Raw genomic sequence first — 19,981 nt, 5'->3', positions numbered from 1 at the left:
GCTATATCATGAAATACAAACACATCTGATTTATGAATTTTTTCAAAAAAACCATACCAAGGTAAATAACTTGGTTGGTGGCCACTAATAATCATAGTTTAAATCCTTTCTTTTAAACAAAAACATTTTTTCAAAGCTGCCCCCCAGTATATCTTAGGTCTAGCAATCCCTTTATTATGTGAATATCCTAAATCCGCATACTTTAATTTATTATGAATTGCTAATTCAAACGCATCATTTAGTAGTAAATATGAAGATTGTGAATTTTTCCCTTCGGTATTGTTAATGTTAATCCAATAATATAAAACCTTTTTATCCATTATAAAAATGCTGGAACTAATTAATTCTTCTTCTAAGAATGCCCCTAAGAAAAGGATTTTTTCTTGCAAATTAAGAACTAAATGATAAAAAAACTCTCTACTAAATGAATAACTCGCTCCTATACTTGTATTATGTTCTTGATATAATTGGTAAAACTCATCTAATTCCGCTACAGTTATAGGACGAACTTCAACATTCTGTTTACGTGCATACCTAACACTTGTCCTAGCTTTCCCAGAACACGATGTCCATAAATCCTCAAACTTATTTGGCAGGTCTAACATATAAGTTTCTTTATAATCCCACTTTTCTTTACTATAACTTTGAAAAGGATTTATCGTTATAGGTAATAAAAGCTTTTGAATTTTATTTTCAAACTTCTTATTTATTATGGATTCATAAACTGAAAAATCTATTTTATCTTGGCCAATTATTATTGGACCTCCATAACCAATTAAACTTCCCAAAAGCCTACCATCCTGTACATACATAGGAGTTAAAACTACTGTATCTCGTGTTTCTATTAGTACTGGGAAAAATTGAACACCAGGTAATAATTCCATTAACTTTCCCCATTCGTAACTATGAAATACAGAACCATTGTATTCTTCCATACAGGCATCCCAATATTGGGCGTCAGTACATATTTCGATTTCCATATAATCACCTTTTAATTCTTATTCTCTAAATATTCCAGAATTTGACTACATATATACTTAAGGTCCTTGTCTACTAAAGGATATTTAAAAGGTATTGATAATACCCTTGGCCATAAATAATCTATATTTTCTGACTCAGTTGCGTACTTCGAAAAAATAGGAATTTCACTCAGAGGTAAGTAATTCCAACAAGTTTGTATACCTTTTTCCGCTAAATGTACAGAACACTCATATCTATCAGATGATTCTTTGAATATAATGGTAAAATAGTTTAAATAAACATTCTGAGCTGAAAATATAATCTTAACGCCATACTTTTCTTCAATTTCCTGCAGCATTGTATAGCACAGACTAGCGTTGCATATATTTATTTCTAAAATCTTCTTTGTTTTCTGTAGGTGTTTATCAATTAACAATGAACGTACTATAGACATTCTTTTTGGATTTATAACTTCCGTTTTCTCCGGTAAAGAATCTAATTTACTATTATTATAGGAGGGCAGAATCTCTAATTTCCTCCAATAATTAGTAAATAAACTCAGTACTCTACTCTTTTTTATTTTTATAGCTAATTGTGTTTTTAAATGATTCTTATAATCTAAAATCACTTCTTCCTTCTTTTCTTCATCCATGTCACATAATCCACTTATTGTACGATTAAGAAGTAACGCTCCTCCCCCAATACTTGGGATCGGTTTAGTTCCTCCAAAACTTAAAATACCAATGTCGCCTAAACTACCAACTGGCTTTCCATTTTGATAAGAAAACATTGCTTGTGCAGCATCATCGATGATATAAATATTATTTTCTCTAGCCCAGTCAATAATTTCTAAATCGTCATGACATCCATACAAGTGCGTAAGAATAATTGCCTTTGTATTAGCATTCAAATGTTTTTTTATTTTATTAAGAGAAATTGAATGCTTAGTGTTTAAATCAATTAATACAGGCTTTGCTCCCACCGTTAATATTGCTTCTATTACATTAGGACAATTAAAGTTCGATAGAATTACTTCATCTCCCTTTGCCACTTTTAGGTACTTTAAACCAACTACTAATGCAGATGTACCGCTATTAGTTAATACAATTTCTGCATCCGGATAAAGAGCTTGAAGACTTTTTTTAAGTTTAGAATCATTAGGTCTATATACACTTTTCAAAAAAAATAAATGATCAGATATACTCCAAGGAGAAGAATATATGGGATACTTAATTTTCTTTGGATTCTTAGGATATAGATACTGTGTTTCCATACTTCTCCCCTATTATTATCTCTAGTCCTTTATCTAATGAAATATTTGGTTGATAGTTTAAAAATAATTTAGCTTTCTCTATTGAAGGGATTCTTCTAAAGATTTCAATACTAGAATTTCGGACTCCCTCTTCACCTAAATCAAGAAATTTAATTTTACTTTTATTGCCCATTAATTCATTAATTTTTATTGCTAGTTCTTCCATAGATATAGGTTTGTTATTGCCAATATTAAAATCTGCAAAGTTTTCTCCTTCATATTCAAAGGCTAGTATAGTTCCGTTAACAATATCACTTATATAACTAAAACATCTAATTTGCTGTCCATCTCCATAAATAGTAATATCTTTACCACTATGAGCTTGTTTTAAAAACTTAGAAATTACAAAGTTATCATTTTGTTGTGAACCGTACACATTAAAATAACGTACCACTCTAATTTTCAAACTATTACTAACGTATTCTTTCAAATAATCTTCGGACATTAATTTAGCTTTTCCATAAGCTGATTTTGGAATTTTAATATCATTTTCTTTAAACGGAACACTCACTCCATCCCCATATACCTCCGAACTGGAAGAAAACAATAATTTTTCTATGCCATTTTCGGTACAAACCTGTACAATATTTTTCGTACCTTCAAAGTTCACCCTCACTACATCTTCTTCATTTAAACGGCAATTATCAACACCCACTAATGCAGCTAAATGGATTACCCCATCGACATCAATAAGATTTTCTCTTAATGTTGCAATATCTAAAATATCAATTTCCTTAAAAGGAACATCAATACTTGGTTTAAATTTATCAAATATAACTACTTCATACCCCCTTGCTAGTAACTCCTTTGTAACATGCTTACCAATAAATCCGCTGCCACCAATAACCCCAATTTTCATAAATATTTACCTCCCTATTTTTAATTGATATAGACTTTTTAAAGACGTTATAATATGTTCAACTTCATTGTCTGTAAGAGCACTATACAGTGGTAATGAAATAATTTGATTAAATATCTCTTCCGTTTTAGGTAAATATACGTTAAATCTCTCTTCATAATACGGATGCATGTGAACAGGAATAAAGTGAACACTTAGCCCAATATTTCTCTTTTTCATTTCTTGAATTACCTGGTCTCTACTAACAGGAGAATTAGAATTAATTTTTATAACAAATAAATGCCATGCGTGTTTTACACTTGGATTGTTAGTATAATTAGGTAACGTTATATACTCTTGAACCTCTTTTAATTCCTCTTGGTACCTTTCAGCTATTCTCTTGCGTTTTTCAATCATTTCATCAGCTCTTTTTAACTGACTAATACCCAAACTAGCTTGTAGATCCATCATGTTATATTTAAACCCAGGTAATAGAACATCATAACGCCAGCTTCCTTCTTCACCATAACGATTCCATGCATTTTTGGTGATACCATGCCAACCATATAATCTAGCTTTTTCAGCAATCGATTCATTTTTAGTGACTAACGCTCCACCTTCACCTGTTGTTATATTTTTTGTGGCATAAAAACTGAAACAAATAACATCTCCATGTGTACCAATTAAAGTATTATCATATTTTGTTCCTAATGCATGCGCTGCATCCTCTATCAAAAACAGTCCGTATTCTTTACATAATTTTTGAAGATCTTTTAATTTAGCCGGATATCCAGCAAAGTGAACTGCAATAATTGCTTTCGTTTTTTTAGTGATTTTTCTTTTAACATCTTGAAGATCAAGACATAAATTCTCTTCATCTATGTCCACAAATACGGGTTTTGCACCTACATGCATAATAACGTTTACACTAGAACAAAAAGTAAAACTTGGAACTATTACTTCATCTTCTAATCCAACTCCCAAAGACAGTAATGCTAAATGTAATGCGGCAGTCCCTGAATTACAACTTACTACATGTTCAGTATTCAGATATTCTTTTAAATTCTCTTCAAACTCTATCACTTTTGGCCCCTTTGAAAGCCATCCAGATTTAAGGGCAGAAACTACCCTCTCTATATCTTCATCATTGATTTCCGGTCGATAAAAAGGAATAAACTCTACCATGTAATCACCTACAAACTTATAATATTTTTTTATATACTGATTCATCTTTAAATATGTTTCTTGTGTCTAAAATTAAACAATTTACCTCATTAAGCAATTTAAAATTAATGCAATCATGATCCGTATGAACAATAATTAAAGCGTATTTGTCTAATTGACTTAAGTTTAAATCTATAGATTTTTTCAATGTGTTATCGCCCACAATGAGTTCCTCTATAAACGGATCGTAATAATCCACGTTATAGTCTTCTATCATTAAATCATTCATAATATCCAAAGCTGGCGATTCCCTAGCATCATTAACATTCTTTTTATATGCAACACCAACCATAAGAATATTCTTACCATCTTTATCATCTAGTAACTGTATTGCTCTATTAAGAACATACTTAGGCATGTTTTCATTAATTTCCCTTGCCACATCAATCATTTTTGTTGCTAAATCCTTATTATTTGCAATCCACTTAAAATAAATAGGATCAATTGGAATACAGTGTCCTCCTACGCCAGGGCCAGGATAGAATTTTTGAAATCCAAATGGCTTAGTTCCTGAGGCATCAATTACTTCCCAGATATTTATGTTTAACTCATTACAAATTTGTGTCATTTCATTAATAAAAGCGATATTTATAAAACTTAACATTCTGCTATGCTGCCTATTACAAGATATCTTACGCGTTTAATTCTCTCAGTCACGCTACGGATTTCTCACACTTCTTTTGCACAATTTCTTCTTTTCCCCCGAGATGCAACCTCTAATGAAAACAAATGAACAAAATTTCGTTGATCTGATATGTATAGGTACTTATACATATCGATCATTAATACATTAGCAGTATCGACCAGTCAAACATTCTAATTAATCCCAATATTCATCCTAGCATGCGTTTCTCATTGTAAATAAAAAACGGCGAATCCTCCATGTAAGAGAATCCGCCATCACAAGTAACTAATCATTTCATATTTATTTTTTCATTTACTTTTGTTGGAAACTCGTCTGTCTTCACATCTTCCCAAGCTATTGCACTTTTTTTCAGTGTAATATACATGTAGAAATACTTCTTTACGAAGATTCAAGTTGTACCGCATGTATCATCTCACTATTTACAAAATAAAGTTAGGCTCAAAATTCTTACACTTGAACAACTGTTTTGTTTCCATACCGTTTATAAGCCTTTATAGAGGAATAGTATTGGTATGTCCAAGTTTGATAACTTTTTTGCACCAAAACCTACAACTGTTCTCATCACTACCATATCTTTATCAGTAATTATCTTCATTGTGGGTTCTTAAATTATACTATTTTCATAACATATGCAGAAGAAATATAACCTACTTGTTTTTAATCTGCCGTTTTAAATAGTGCGTTCTAAAACACTACTCTTCTTCTAAAATAGCGTAATAATATTCATCCCACCATTCATTCCCATGTGGTATGCACTTCCTAAAATAGCCTTCTCTTCTCATTCCAATCTTCTCCATCACTCGATATGATGGAATATTTTGTGGCTGACATGTAGCTATAATCCTATGTAACTTCATTTCCTTAAAGCCATATTTCAATGTAGCTTGTGCTGCTTCAGAAGCATATCCTTTATTGAAATATTTAGGATTGAACACCCAACCAATCTCATATGTATGCTCACCAAAATATTTATGAAAAACTATATGACCAATCAGAATATCTTTATCAATTAATAATACAGGAAAGTTCTTAGCGTTTTCACCAATGTTTTCATTCACAAAGTTTCTTGTATTTTCTTCAGTAAAAACCCCTTCAGGTATGTATTTCATAACATTGATATCTGATGTATACTCATGAACAGCTTGCCAATCTTTGAACTCAAATTTTCGCATTAATAATCTTTCTGTTTTTATAAACATTTACTTTTCCCCCTCAAAAAATTGCAACTATATTTAAAATCCACTTTTAACCCTTAAAACAAAAAAACTTGTAGGAATCTCTACAAGTTCTTTTTGTTTTAAGGTGAAAATACGTGCCTAACAAACTATCTTACAGCTTGACTTTAGAAACTTTAGGGGTAATGCTTTGACAAATATATTATATAACAAATATTAACATCCACGGGATTTATTTTTGAAAATTATGTGAATTAAGAAAGAAAGTAGTTTTTTCTTAGATATTATTGTTAATAACTGATGGTATCATTATATTTCATTCTGCAACTTATTTAGAAGAGATATGTACATTTCGAAGAAGTTCTTCAATAAGTTTTGTTTTTTCATTTACCTTTGTGGCATATGTGAAATCACCATAACAATATGGATACCTAAAATTATTTTTATTTCCACCACAAGTATACATCGCTGGATTTTGATCAACTTTCATCTTAGAAAACTTTTTGGCTGAATCCTCCGAGTGTTGTTTAACTTCTTGACTAGCAATAAAATCAATATACCCTGGCCCCATATTATAGCTTTGAATAATTGTATCCATGCTAACATCTTTGTCCGTTCCATATTTGTACATTTTAGCAAAGTGTTTTACCCCTTGTTTAATGCTCAAGCTTGTCTCTTGAATTTCATTTGGCTTTAATCCAAGTGATTCGGATGACTGCATAGGGTCGTTTCCCTCACCTCTACTCTCTTGGTACATAATTCCTAATAAAACTGCAGTTTTCTCTCCTAAATTATATTTTTCTAATTCTTTTTTTAAGGTAGACTCATATTGCAATACACGTTTTTCGGTGGCTAGCGCTTTATTTTGTTGAATATTGGTTTTATGATTAAAATATAGCATTCCAAGTATTATTCCTAAGCCTAAAATACTAATAAGGAACACTTTTATAATTTGTTTTTTACTTGTATCCTTCATATATTCCTCCTCGTATAAAAAATTCAATTTTTCAAAGGTAATTGGTTATTTACAAACTATGTAATGAACATCTATCTCCCGCCCTTTTTAGACTCAAACATCAGTACTTTAAGGTTTCAAGTTTAATATAAAAATTTAAAGATAAAGTAAAGATAAGATAAAGATAAGATAAAGATAAGATAAAGGGCATTTTTTATACGTACTTTAAAAGATAATGGTACAAAGGGAAATTTGTTGATATAAATGGATTTAGTAATAATGGAGATATCATTCCAGAAGATTTACCCTATCTTTTCAATATACTTCATATAAAAAATTACAACATAACATATAATAAAAAACGGCGAACCCTCGACGTAGGAGAATCCACCATCACAAATAAATGATTATTTCACACCTAGTTTTTCTTTTACTTTCTTAGGAAGCTCGTCTTCCTGCACTTCCTCCCAAGCTGTTACACCTTTTTTATCTAAATGATATACACGTAGGAATAGACCTACGCTACCTTCTTTCTTCACCTTCCCATAGAATTTGTTAACATTATCATCTTTCTCCTAACTAACATCTGTTACTTTTACTAATTTCATATGAGAAATCCCCTCCAAATGTACATACTAAGAATGAGATTTGATAGAAGATGCTTGTCTACATTTTGACTTTTCCAAAATACGAATAATATACCATTCGTTAATGGTCTGATTCGACTTTTCCTATTGAAACTGGAATATTTGGTCAAATGTATTAAACACGCAAATAACTTGATATCGTATCTCATGATTTTTAAGAATGATTCTGTTTTTCATTGTAGTAGTAAGGTTGTTTATCTCATATTGAATTACCTTTCATTTTTCTTACAAGCTCGCAATGTTTTTGAAAATACAGTTTATAAAGACGAGAATTATGATTTTTTTGAGAGATAGCATTGAGGGGTTTTTCATATGCACTGTACTATACTCCCGTACAGATTTCATTTACAATTCATTGTAGTTTCTTTACCGTTCACCAAGTTAAAATGGAACAAATTTATTACTTAGAGTGTCTATTATGTGTATTCCTAAAAATATGAAAGGACTTATTATTCCCAAAAGTAAAGTGATGTAAAAAAAGTGTGTATTGAAATACTTCATTTAAATGTTACGAGTTTAATACTTTCACAGGTAAACTATTACAAGTGTAAGCAAAAAGAAACACCCTAAACAGTAACCGTTCATTCATATAAACGCTTTGGTTCTGCTTAGCCTGTTAAAATTCAACTTCAGAAGTATTGATATCCAACACCCACTTTAATTAACATCGGTATTTAAAATACCAAAACAAAATCCATATATTATTGAAAGAGGTTGAAAATTCATGTACGTTTTAAACAAGTTCTTTACCTACAAAAAGATTATACCTGTCGTATTACTTTCATGTGTAACACTAATAGGGTGTTCTAATAGTAATACTCCATCTGAACCACCTAAGCAAACAAAACAAATAAAGCAAATTAAACAAGAAAATACAGGTCATGATTCTTTTGTTAAGCTTGAAAAAGAATATAATGCTAAGCTTGGTATTTATGCTCTGGATACAGGTACAAATCAAACTGTTGCTTATCATCCAAATGATCGTTTTGCATTTGCCTCTACATCTAAATCATTAGCAGCGGGAGCTCTTTTACGTCAGAACTCAATAGAAGCTCTTGATGAAAGGATTACGTATACGCGTGAAGACCTTTCTAATTATAATCCAATTACTGAAAAGCATGTGGATACAGGAATGACGTTAAAAGAACTTGCAGATGCTTCTGTTCGATATAGTGACAGTACGGCACATAATTTAATTCTTAAAAAGTTAGGTGGCCCATCCGCATTTGAAAAAATCTTGAGAGAAACGGGGGATACGGTTACTAAATCTGAACGATTTGAACCTGAATTAAATGAAGTACATCCTGGAGAAACGCGTGATACCAGTACACCAGAAGCGATCGCTAAGACACTTCAATCATTTACATTAGGATCTGCACTTCCAACAGGGAAACGTGAATTATTAGTAGATTGGATGAAGAGAAATACGACTGGTGATAAGTTGATTCGTGCGGGCGTACCAAAAGGATGGGAAGTAGCGGATAAAACAGGCGCAGGATCTTATGGAACAAGGAATGATATTGCAATTATTTGGCCACCAAATAAAAAGCCAATTGTTCTTGCCATCCTTTCTAATCATGATAAAGAAGATGCAGAATATGATGATAAGCTTATTGCAGACGCAACTAAAGTCGTATTAGATACTTTAAAAGTTACGAATAAAAACTAATAAATTAATAGTTTTCAGTGTTAGGGAGTATATTCTCTGATAAGAGTAACCATACATGAACGTCAAATGATGTTAGAAAACGAAAAAACACGCAGTTCCATTTGGAATTGCGTGTTTTTATTTTGCTAATTTATTGGGGATAACCGCTTGTGTCATCCAGTGCTGATTGGTTTGCACATGGTCTTTTCGAACAAATTCCCCTACGGATTTTGAAAAATCATTATAGTGAAACGCATCCGTTAATCTAAGTACATACCCCTCCTGAATCCCTCCAAAGAGTGAAGTACCGTTGTAGCACGAACGAATTACCTTTTCATTATAGGGGCCACGATATAACACTGGAACATGTGCAAGGCCTAACTTTTTACACCATGCAACTGTTGCATCCCACGATAAACATTCATTTTTCTCATTCCATATTGAAAAGACATAAAAATAGGAAGTCAGTGCTGTGTAGTGAATGCTATGACAAGCATATACATTTTCACCACATATCCGCCAGCCTTCTGGAATTCTATACCCCATACTTCCTTGTAACGTTTTTACCCATGTTCTCGATGGGTGATGACCACTTGATAACGACCTTGCATGAATAGCATCTTTATAAAGGGATGTATTTTCACCATCTAACTTTTCTAGTACGATCACTTCTTGAGTTTCAAATCCGTCCATATTTTGTAGAACACGGTCATCACTTGTTACCCCTATCGACCAAGGAACGTGCAATGTTCGTGGATATTTTACAAGCATTTTTTTCACCTCTCTACTTCGCAAATGCATCTGCATCTCGGAAAAAATATAATTTCGTAAGCATCTCATCACCGCAGTAATGATAGATTTCACGTGCTGCCTCTTCCCCGCCATGTAACATCTTCATATGAAACTCTGTAATCATTAATACTTTCTCAATAAACTCCCATTCGAAACCAAGTTCCATTAAAAAGTGGCAAGCGATATGGGTACTGACATATTCGTGACCATAATACGAATATGTCAGTACCCTTTGAGCTTTTTAAATACACGGCAAAACGGTTTACCTATATCATGGAGTGCTGCAGCACTTTGCAGAAGAAATAAATCTTCCCCTACATAATTCTCTGTTAAATGAGCGTATACCATATATGTGTGCTGACATAATGGTAAGGAATGATAGGGGTTTCCTTGATCATATTGAAACATATCAGAAAAGAACGGGATGGTGTTTAGTCTTTCGTAGAATTCTTCATAACTTGAATACCTAGTTAGAAGTTCTTGAAATTCTTGTCTCGATATATTGTATGAACCTGGTGTATGCAGAATTTCGATTTGGTCCCATCCTTCCTCTTTTAATGGGAACTCAGCCTTTTTGTACATTTTTTCTAGTATCCGCTCTTCCACCGTTCGCTTTCGCTCTTGATTTCTCTTGAGGCATTCCTGATAGGGAGTGTCCACCACATAACATCGTTTTTCTAAATTCGGTATATCACGTAGGCGATGCAGTGCTTTCACACGGAATTCCCTCTCAATATTTGTCGCATCTAATATGACATTACGACCCTCCTCTAAGTGTTCACGAACGCGTTCCATTGCATAACGATATAATATTCCTGTTTTCCCTTGTTTCGTTTCACTATAAAACAACGTTTGGCGAAGTTCATCTGTCGCGACGATTGCAGCACGGTATTGTTTTTGAAGCATCTTTGCATACGAACTTTTTCCACTTGCAGGTAATCCAACAAGATATATTAGTGTAGGCATGTCTTCACCTCTCTTCTTTGTGCTATTATCTCATATATTCTAAAGTTCTAACATTATGAGTATATTTGCTCGGTTGAAAAATCACCTTAATATCGATTTTATTGGTATTAACACCTAATTTTACCAACTAATAACAAAAATAAATTTAAATATATTTATATTAAATAATTTAATAACAGCAGAGAGTCTCCTAGATTATTGAACTGTATACATAATTCATCAAGACAAACACAAAGGCTATAGAAAGTAGGTTATCGTATTGAAACAAAAGATTCTAACAGTGGCAGTCCCTATCCTATTACTAACAGGAGTTGGATATTTAAACAGTGAAAAGGAAAACAAGCCAGCGGCAGCCGCTCAACAAGAAAAAATCATTCATATTAACATTAGCCCATTCTTCTGAGGAATTAGAAAGTATAATGATAGAACGATGAAAACCTCTCATATCAATTAGAGAAATTTTTTTATTTGATTCAATTTAAATTCTTATTTTTAACATTATCAAAAAGAGTTTCATGGAATCGTTATAAAAATAAAATCTTTATAATGTAATATTCACGTATAGAAAATAAGAGAAGTTGATGCATGGTGCAAAACAAATTTAAAGTGGGAGATATCGCATATCTTAGAAAAGAATTAGAAGTACCTGAAGTTAGGCCCTTTTTATTATTTAATGGAGCTCCTGGTACTATCCTTGGCACTTCGAATCGTATCACTGATACATTAAAACTCTATTCTATTCGGGTTACCAATCCAAGGAACGGAAAAGAGTTCGATCTAGAAGACGTAGTATTGGAATCACATTTACTTTCTGAAAACGAAAAAGAAGAACAACAAAGAAAAGATGATGAATTTCTAAAGATGTTAGATTATGTAGAAAAGCGCAGAAAAGAAATATACCTTGGATAAATGTATGCCCCACTTCCTTATTAAGGAGTGGGGCATGTTTTCATACTTCTTTATGATAGTCTTCTATAAGTTTATTGATACAAGATAAGCAAGCGATGGATTCAGCACACAGGATGTTCTTCATGACAAATTGAACACCACACCCATGCGTCTCCTCCTGTTTCACCATTACAGTTTACTCTAAGTCCCGCTTTACTTGTTCGTTTATGGTTTCTTGTAGTTCGAATAAGATGATGCACAATCCGCTCTGGTTTTATGTAATCTATTGGCTTGAATCGTTACTTAAATATAAAGGGTGTCTCGGGAACCTATCCTTTTTTTCCTAAGGCAGTGTAAATCGTAACCTCTGAATAACTCATGAATATCTTTATACCGATTGTGATATCTACAATTTTCTCCCCAAGCAGCAATCGACATATTTTCCATTAAAGTTTTTTCTTTCCAATATTTCATCTAACTTCGTACGATTAATTACTTCCTGTAGTAGTCTTTCTACTGTATCTATTTTTATCTCATTTGGTTTTCTCAATATTTTTCACTTCTATTTTTTGATTATTATGACTGGCACCTGCTCGGTGTCGGAAACTTCACTGTAACCATAATAAAGTAGAAAAAACAATAAAATAATTGTCCAAATAAATATAAAAACTTTATAACTATACTTCATATGAAAAACCTCATTTTCCCTATATAAGTGAATGTACATACACCCTATAAATCCAATTACATAAATTATTGGATATTTTAGCAGTAGAGAATCATTAAGTATTAGAAATTGTTATTCATAAACATATCCAAGAAATCTTCTAAAAAATATCATCTAGGCATTTTAACAATTTATCAAAATGCACAGATAATATTTTTACGTTTAGCTAAGTAATGCTTTTTATGTAATAAATCCTTATCTCTATTTCACCTTAATGTTTATATGTACAAGAGTCTGTGTAGCAACTAGACTGTACTTTAAATATGTACTAAATTGTGTGTGGGAAAGGAAGCACATTTTATTTAAAGTTTTTACTTTAAACCCCTTAATTAGTTGGTAGTCTTCTTCATTCAGACAGAAAGGAAATTTAAAGTGTACACTTATTTTCAACTCAGACTCTTTACTACACACACTCCTATACACATAAAACATCTATAACTTCCGTAATATTACAGAAACAAAAAGAAATATTATCGAAACAACAATAACATTAAGTAATAGTTTTGTAACACAAATGTAACACAATGCATTTAATCGTACAATACTTTTTTAGCTAATTATCAACAAAGTTCTGTTAATATCGTTCAAATTTAATAATGTTCCCATAAAGTATTACATATTGCTTGTAAAATGATTTTTCAAAATATAACGAATCATACCATGACAGAGGAATATTAATTCAATTTAAGAATAAATGGATTGATATCTTTCTAGCTTTTGTATCCCAATCATGTTGTAGAGCGGATTATGGTTATCCAATAAATGTAGGTGACCATGCACAAGCTAAGCCTTCTAAATAATTACTGTAACTAAAAAAAACAAGTAATTATACTTGTTTTTTTAGTTTACTTTCCAATATCGAAACAGTTTTATGTGCTTTCTTTTCCTGTCTACATTATTGGATGCATATCTTACTAAAGATAGCTTCTATTTTTTTATGATTCTAGTGAAGTAATTAATTGCTGACGTTCTTTATCTCTATAAATTTTCATTTCATGTTTAAACTCGTAATTTCCTACTTCAAATCTAGCCCATTCCTTACTTGTCCAATATACTACATCTACATTTTCTCTTAAGATTGCAGAACACACATCCACTAATTCATCTTCGTAAAATGGAGCCTCTTTTGCTAATTCAAAAGCAAGCACTTTTGGATCCTTAGTTTTAATTTGAAGTTCCCTAGAGGTTTGTCCTAAATACTGCCATGGCGATGGTATTGATTGAACTTTGGCATCTCCCCTATCTTGAAACTGTGATGGAGAATCATTTGTTGAAGCAAATGTAGGTTTACTTACTCCTATTGCTGTTCCTAAAACAATAGAACCAATAATAAGTTTTTTAATCATTTTTTCAGCCCCTTTAATAATTTTGGATATGCTTCATTTTTATACCACGTTCATGATCATGTAAATGAAGATAATTTTACATAATTATGCATTTTTCTCGAAAGATGCATATTAATTACGCACCTTAAATTTACTCAAAACAAAAATTGTTGGTTTAATAAAACTTTTTTGTCATAAGTATACACTTTTGTATAAAAATTAGTTTTAAAAATATTTGCATACTTATTGATAAAGCTTCCTGCTATCCGTTATTCGAAGCCAGTTATCTCCACCTACTCACTTCGCATTCCTTGAAGAAGGAATCTTCTTGACTAAAATGATAAAAAAGTTGGGGATTCCCCAACTTTTTAATACGTCTATTGTCTGATTAAACCTGTAGATGTAACCCGATATGTTCTTTTCTTTCCTATATATTCCTGTTTTCCATTCTCAAGGTTAGTTAAAGTCGCTCGTGTTTTTTCCTTCGCCACTTCCCCTTCTATATGAGTAAATTCTATATAATCTCCCTCTTTTATAGGTACTATTTGGGTTTCAGCATTTTGTTGTCTATTTCCCATAATTTCCTTATTGTACATAACGCTACCAGATGAGTTCTGGACTTTAATACTTGCATACGTGCTATTGAAATAAGAATGCGGCACACCAGCTTCTAATTTGATTTTCAGCTCTTCTGCTGTTTTATTATAATCTACTTTTGCAATTTCTCGATCACTATATCCTTTTAGGGACCATGCAAATTGTTTCCCTACTAAAATATCAGAATTTCCATTTGTAATTTCTACTTTTTTCTCTGCAGTTCGATCAAATATGTCTGTTAATATAATTTTAGCAAAAGCTGTTTGAGGCAATTGCATAGTTTGACTTACCTCAGTTTTGTAAGACTTAATATTATCGATTACTTTCAAAGGTTGTCCCATTAACTTTTCATTGTCATAGATTTCAATTTTCCCTTTAAACTGTGGAGTACTTTGTTCTTTCAATTTCCATGAAACATTTAATTTTCCATCTTCAAAGCGAGTATTTTGAATATCAAAATCTAAATTTCCCATTTCTGGTTGACTAGGCTGATTTATATTAAAGGTTTTTCCAGTACCAATAGTTGATTGAGTATTTCCTCCTGCCCTAACCCATAGATATTCTGAAGTTGCTCCTCCATCGTATTGATAGGACGTATCATGTTGCCCAGAGATACGCTGATTATTCCAAGAATTCCATTGTTTATCTGAAACTTTTCTGCTGTATCCATTTTTAAGACGTGCTTCTCTTACATCTTGTCCGTTACCAGCCCAGTCCTCTTGAAACATCGATAAACCATAGTTAAATGCCACATTTGCAACTGGATGATCCATAATAGCAACTAATTTCCATTGATTTAATTTATTATCTTTTATCCACTGGCCAAACTTTGTATGGCCATCTTCTTGCCAAGAACGTAGAGTCATTCGATACCATTCACTATCTTTCCAATTATAAGTTGTTTGTACCTTTAGGCCTGTTCCTTCTCCACCAAATCTACTGGCTTCTGAAGTCGACGATAAATATTCAGCTTTTATTGCTTGGTTTGATGCTATTGGATCCCAAAGCGCAAAGTGAAGGGTACGTTTACCGGATTGATCAAAACCACTTTGTTGTTGGAAGCCAGCATAACCACCACCCTCTCCCCCCTGATTCCAGTTATGCACCGCCCAATACGTATAAGGTGCTGTTTGGACTGGTGACCAGTCTATGCTAATAATATCTGAAGCACCAGTATTTTGTGGTGTTACATAAACTGATGGGGCATGAGATCGGATTGCTGCCTCTGTACTAGAAATTGGTGCTCCATACGTTGATATCATGGTACAAACCGCTGAAACCATAACAATTTTTTTTATTCTTCCCCTTGTTTTTACTTTAAACATAACTTCCTATCTCTTTTAAAATTATATTAGTTACATTGAATAATAAATCTATATATATCACATTAAGTTAATTACGTAATAAAGTAACATTAGCTTTAAAATCTAGATATATTTAATGTTTTTTTCACTGCTATTATTAATCAAATTATATTATTTTGTATTAAAATCGTATGTTTTAGGATTAAATATAAAGTGAAAGTTTTATAAAATTTCATAAATATGTAGTTTTAGATATTTATGATGAAAGACCCACTAAATAACTTAATTGATTTTATGAAAGACTTCCTTACTTTATTGATTACACTATTAAACCTAGAATTGTTTACCAGAAAAATGTTATGTAAACTTTAAATTTGCTGATATCTTATCATTAGTTAGAAAGAGCATACTTAAAAACGTAGACTCCTTTAGGTATCCAAACATTACATATATAACAAACATAAAAAAATAACATCGAATTCTTCTGTTAGTTTATTTAATATTTAATGACGTAGATAATGTATTCCAAGGTGCATTTGTAGATGTATTTTGATATTTAAATTGCCCATTTTGCTGTCCTGAAGCATCCCATTTATATTCCCAACCATCAACTGTTCTATCACCATTAATATCAATCATCTTAGAATCTACTTTTTTTAGTTTTTGACCACTCATTTGAGCAATTGGATTTCTTCCATATCCCATTTCATTTGTATAAATGTATAAATAGCTCCCTCCGTGATCTTTAACTGTACTTAAATTATTAGGACCAATAAATTCAACCCCGCCTAATTGAGATTCAACTTTCACCACATTTAATGATGTTAATGGTGGTGCAGGTGCTGCGGATACATCAGTCGCTAAGCCAACTGTTGCTCCCACTACTAATGATGAAACTCCTATAATCATTCTTTTTAGCATACTCTCATCCCCTTTCGATTTAATACAAATTGATTCTATCATAATAATTTCATACATTTCCTTCCCTTTAAAAGAGTTAACAAAAAGTACCTATTTACATATGAAATTGTGCATATTCATTGCTTTTTACCATTTATACTTATCATAAATCATACTAAAGCATAATTAGTTCTCTCCCCTGATTGACTTACCACATTTGGCCCCATCTCAAGGTGACTATTCTAAGAACTAAAAAATGGTACATAGTTCACTGGTTTAACAAATAAATAATAGAATTGCAAAGTTACCTTAATTTAAGTTGGCTTTTCCTCTAAGTATTATAAGTAAGATCCACCACTTGCATCAATTAACTCACCAGTTATCCAACGACTGTCTGATGATGAAAGAAAACCTACAATATCAGCTATATCATTAGGTTCTCCCCACCTATTAAAGGTCGATAAACCTGCAGCATATTTTTGTCCATCTCGGTTACCCAATGTCTCAGCGTTCATTTCTGTGTTAATTATGCCTGGGAGAATTGCATTTACTGTAATACCACGAGCACCAAGTTGTTGAGCTAAAGTATGAGTGAGTGTATTTATTGCCCCCTTAGATATACTGTAGGCAAAAACACTTGGGGAGGCTACCCTTGTGACAAAAGACGAAATATTTATAATCCGGCCTTCATCTCTTAAACGTGGCAAAGCCTTTTGAATAATGAAAAATGGAGCTTTCACATTAATATTCATTACCTCATCAAAAGACTCCTCTGTAGATTCCTCTAACGTTAACACCTGCCCAATTCCAGCGTTGTTTACAAGGATATCAAATGTAGTATCACCTATATATTTTTGAAGAGATTGATCCATCATTGAATACAATTTATTAATGCCATTAAAAGTACTTAGGTCTGCACGAATCGCAAATGCGGAACCGCCATCTTTTTTAATTTTATCCACTACACTTTCTGCTTCTTCTTTTCTTTTACTATAGTGAACAACGACTAACGCACCAGCCTGTGCCAAATGTAAGGCAATACTTCGACCTATCCCTCTACTAGCCCCTGTTACTAATGCAATTTTCCCCTTCAATTTATTCATCTCATCATCCCCTTGTTTAAAAAATTCTACTTAGTTATATCACAAGATACCCTTTGAAATGTTGCTCACTAATTTGATATCCATAAAACCAAAAGGCCCACTCATAATTATAAGAGTCGGCCTTTTCACTTCACATATTCATTAGCTTTACATACAGCATCCCTAACTGTTATGTACTTTGTACTAAGTATAATAAAGACTCTAAATGGTATTATAGGTAAAGCCAACTTAAACTAAAGTTAATTCATATACATTTTGCTTAGAGTCTCTGCCTTTAAACAGTTCGTTTAGGATTCTATGCATATATTCAATAAAATTTCAGCAATGCCTGTATTTTTCATCTTTCATATTTTTGTTTCTTAGGCATGAGCATACTTAGAAAAATCCTAAAAACTAGTTGATAATCTTTTAGAATCTAACTTTCCTATAATACTCTTTGCTATTTCTTCAATATTTTCATTTAGAAAGAAATGATTACCTTCAAAAGAATGAAATGTACACGTTTCACTTGTATATTTATTCCATTTTATTACTTGATCATATGTAGTAAATTCATCATTTTCTCCATTAAATATAAGAAAATCAATATCACATGGTTGTATATTATTATCATGAATATATGTCTCGACAATCTTAAAATCTGCTCTTAAAATAGGGAGAAAAATCTCCATTAATTCTTCTGATTGAAGTACCCCAGATGGTGTACCTCCCATTGCAATAACTTCTCGTTTAAATTGTTCGTTAGAAAGATTATGTCGGATATTTTTTATTTTACTATTTGGATGGTTTCTACCGGACAAAACAAGAAATTCAGGTAATACGTTATTAGAATCCTGTATTTTTCTGGCTACTTCATAAGCAATCAAACTTCCCATGCTATGCCCGAATAGAATGTAGGGCGAAGCGTCTATTTGCTTAACTATACTGGTGTAGGCATCATTTACGGCCTCTTCCATACTTTGGTACAATCTTTCTTCAATTCTATACCCTCTACCAGCTAACTCTATTGGGACTACTTCAATATATGGATTAAAGTGATTTTTCCATTTTGCGTAACTAAACGCAGATCCCCCAGCATGCGGAAAGCAAAAAAGTTTAGTCTTCTGCATTGATTTTCTCCTTTCTTTCAAATTTGTATATATTTTGGCAAATTGTATAAATGTCTTTAATTATTATCTCTTGTGGAAATTCATCTCTTGTTGCACAAGCAGATAACTTATAATTTGGATCAATGTTATATTGTTTAAAGTAAAAGTTGTTAGGTATATTCTTGTATGAAATTAAAGTTGATGACTCTTTTTTTATAGAGAATGAATTTAACGGGATATAAAGCCCTTTTCCAATCGTTTTTATATAACTTTCTTTTAATGTCCATAAATCATAAAAATAATTAATTTGTTCATCAGAATTTATATTAGATATATCATAAAATTCTTCCTCTGAAAAAAATTCATTTGCTAATTTAAGAGCCTCTATCTCTGAAACCTTTTCTATATCAATACCCACATTAAAATTAGCAGTAGTACAAACCACCCATTCTCCTGAATGTGACAGATTAAAATGAAAGTCAGAAAAATTTTCAACAAAAGGTTTTCCATACTCATTATATTTAAATCTAATTTCTTCATTATTAATTTTATACTTTTGGCAGATTAGAGATCGGATTAGTAAATCCCCTATCAGGGTCCTATTAACGTCGCATGAGTTTAATAAACGCTTCATTCGTTCTTTCTTCTCATTTGAAACTAAGTTACTAAGTTGCTTAAACAAATGACTTTCAATATTCTTTGGTATTTTCACAGCTTGAATGTGTATGATAAATCACTTCCTTTTTTAAAAGATGGCTTCATATATGTGCGTTACATAAATTCAAATTAACTTTATTAAATTGCAAATACAATAGAAAAGGTGCATATTTACATATCAATGAAAATATACACCTTTCCTCAGTAATATCATCAAAGCATTAGCTTC

19 protein-coding genes and 3 pseudogenes are annotated in these 19,981 nt (G+C 31.9%); 4 read left to right on the top strand and 18 right to left on the bottom strand.

What is annotated here, in order from left to right; all coding sequences use genetic code 11:
• From JFU02_RS31785 to JFU02_RS32530, 9 genes and pseudogenes are all read right to left on the bottom strand, one after another.
• Positions 1–95, bottom strand: a 95-nt coding sequence (locus tag JFU02_RS31785; RefSeq protein WP_201072138.1) for a WbqC family protein, incomplete at its 3' end; no start/stop codon positions are given.
• 3 nt (positions 96–98) lie between these two features.
• Complete coding sequence (locus JFU02_RS31780) at positions 99–980, bottom strand: GNAT family N-acetyltransferase (protein WP_000401943.1); 882 nt, start codon at positions 978–980, stop codon at positions 99–101.
• Positions 981–991: 11 nt separating this feature from the next.
• Positions 992–2,233: an aminotransferase class V-fold PLP-dependent enzyme gene (locus JFU02_RS31775; protein WP_098867515.1), complete on the bottom strand. Its 1,242-nt coding sequence runs from the start codon at positions 2,231–2,233 to the stop codon at positions 992–994.
• Entirely contained in the window at positions 2,208–3,131 is a 924-nt protein-coding gene (locus tag JFU02_RS31770) for an NAD-dependent epimerase/dehydratase family protein (protein WP_086406430.1), read from the bottom strand. Before JFU02_RS31770 ends, JFU02_RS31775 begins: the two co-directional genes overlap by 26 nt.
• Positions 3,132–3,137: 6 nt before the next feature.
• Entirely contained in the window at positions 3,138–4,295 is a 1,158-nt protein-coding gene (locus JFU02_RS31765) for a DegT/DnrJ/EryC1/StrS family aminotransferase (protein ID WP_098867516.1), read from the bottom strand.
• A 16-nt stretch (positions 4,296–4,311) separates the two neighbouring features.
• Positions 4,312–4,929: pseudogene (locus JFU02_RS31760) on the bottom strand (nucleotide sugar dehydrogenase); the annotation flags it as partial.
• Between the two features lie 743 nt (positions 4,930–5,672).
• Positions 5,673–6,179, bottom strand: a complete 507-nt coding sequence (locus JFU02_RS31755) for a GNAT family N-acetyltransferase (RefSeq protein ID WP_000470156.1) — start codon at positions 6,177–6,179, stop codon at positions 5,673–5,675.
• A gap of 304 nt (positions 6,180–6,483) precedes the next feature.
• Positions 6,484–7,131 carry a lysozyme family protein gene (locus JFU02_RS31750; protein ID WP_086790668.1) on the bottom strand — a complete coding sequence of 216 codons (648 nt, stop codon included), beginning with the start codon at positions 7,129–7,131 and terminating at the stop codon, positions 6,484–6,486.
• A gap of 386 nt (positions 7,132–7,517) precedes the next feature.
• Positions 7,518–7,622 (bottom strand): annotated as a pseudogene (locus JFU02_RS32530) (YxeA family protein); the annotation flags it as partial.
• A gap of 859 nt (positions 7,623–8,481) precedes the next feature.
• Here JFU02_RS32530 and blaIII point away from each other — a divergent pair.
• On the top strand, positions 8,482–9,426 hold the full coding sequence (gene blaIII, locus JFU02_RS31745; protein WP_061667083.1) for a class A beta-lactamase BlaIII: 945 nt from the start codon (positions 8,482–8,484) through the stop codon (positions 9,424–9,426).
• Positions 9,427–9,543: 117 nt separating this feature from the next.
• On the opposite strand, the gene JFU02_RS31740 is transcribed toward blaIII, so the two are convergent.
• The 3 genes from JFU02_RS31740 to JFU02_RS31735 form a co-directional block, all read right to left on the bottom strand.
• Complete coding sequence (locus JFU02_RS31740; protein WP_201072128.1) at positions 9,544–10,176, bottom strand: RNA ligase family protein; 633 nt, start codon at positions 10,174–10,176, stop codon at positions 9,544–9,546.
• A 13-nt stretch (positions 10,177–10,189) separates the two neighbouring features.
• The gene (locus JFU02_RS32370; protein ID WP_000627209.1) at positions 10,190–10,321 is read right to left on the bottom strand and encodes a hypothetical protein; all 132 of its coding nucleotides are present in this window, start codon (positions 10,319–10,321) and stop codon (positions 10,190–10,192) included.
• Between the two features lie 98 nt (positions 10,322–10,419).
• Positions 10,420–11,163, bottom strand: coding sequence for an ATP-binding protein (locus JFU02_RS31735; protein WP_242488097.1), 744 nt, complete (start codon positions 11,161–11,163; stop codon positions 10,420–10,422).
• 259 nt (positions 11,164–11,422) lie between these two features.
• Here JFU02_RS31735 and JFU02_RS31730 point away from each other — a divergent pair, with 259 nt between their 5' ends.
• The 3 genes and pseudogenes from JFU02_RS31730 to JFU02_RS32685 form a co-directional block, all read left to right on the top strand.
• Positions 11,423–11,566 (top strand): hypothetical protein, encoded by a 144-nt coding sequence (locus tag JFU02_RS31730; protein ID WP_201072202.1) that lies wholly within the window; start codon positions 11,423–11,425, stop codon positions 11,564–11,566.
• 182 nt (positions 11,567–11,748) lie between these two features.
• Entirely contained in the window at positions 11,749–12,072 is a 324-nt protein-coding gene (locus tag JFU02_RS31725; protein WP_000250487.1) for a hypothetical protein, read from the top strand.
• Positions 12,073–13,422: 1,350 nt separating this feature from the next.
• Positions 13,423–13,578, top strand: a pseudogene (locus JFU02_RS32685) (DUF2278 domain-containing protein); the annotation flags it as partial.
• 135 nt (positions 13,579–13,713) lie between these two features.
• Here JFU02_RS32685 and JFU02_RS31720 read toward each other — a convergent pair.
• From JFU02_RS31720 to JFU02_RS31695, 6 genes are all read right to left on the bottom strand, one after another.
• Positions 13,714–14,124, bottom strand: a complete 411-nt coding sequence (locus tag JFU02_RS31720; protein ID WP_061667086.1) for a hypothetical protein — start codon at positions 14,122–14,124, stop codon at positions 13,714–13,716.
• Positions 14,125–14,480: 356 nt separating this feature from the next.
• Positions 14,481–16,025, bottom strand: coding sequence for a DUF3472 domain-containing protein (locus JFU02_RS31715; RefSeq protein ID WP_103945279.1), 1,545 nt, complete (start codon positions 16,023–16,025; stop codon positions 14,481–14,483).
• Positions 16,026–16,496: 471 nt separating this feature from the next.
• Positions 16,497–16,982 carry a DUF4879 domain-containing protein gene (locus JFU02_RS31710; RefSeq protein WP_000272950.1) on the bottom strand — a complete coding sequence of 162 codons (486 nt, stop codon included), beginning with the start codon at positions 16,980–16,982 and terminating at the stop codon, positions 16,497–16,499.
• Positions 16,983–17,242: 260 nt separating this feature from the next.
• Positions 17,243–18,007 carry an SDR family oxidoreductase gene (locus JFU02_RS31705; RefSeq protein WP_001037514.1) on the bottom strand — a complete coding sequence of 255 codons (765 nt, stop codon included), beginning with the start codon at positions 18,005–18,007 and terminating at the stop codon, positions 17,243–17,245.
• A gap of 386 nt (positions 18,008–18,393) precedes the next feature.
• The gene (locus JFU02_RS31700) at positions 18,394–19,116 is read right to left on the bottom strand and encodes a thioesterase II family protein (RefSeq protein ID WP_001172943.1); all 723 of its coding nucleotides are present in this window, start codon (positions 19,114–19,116) and stop codon (positions 18,394–18,396) included.
• Entirely contained in the window at positions 19,103–19,807 is a 705-nt protein-coding gene (locus tag JFU02_RS31695) for a 4'-phosphopantetheinyl transferase family protein (protein WP_061667087.1), read from the bottom strand. Before JFU02_RS31695 ends, JFU02_RS31700 begins: the two co-directional genes overlap by 14 nt.
• Positions 19,808–19,981 lie beyond the last annotated feature (174 nt).

The sequence above is a fragment of the Bacillus sp. TH13 genome, from assembly GCF_016651175.1.
Classification (GTDB): Bacteria; Bacillota; Bacilli; order Bacillales; family Bacillaceae_G; genus Bacillus_A; species Bacillus_A thuringiensis_S.
Note: the sequence above shows the minus strand (reverse complement) of the source record. Positions and strands in the feature narration are given on the sequence as shown.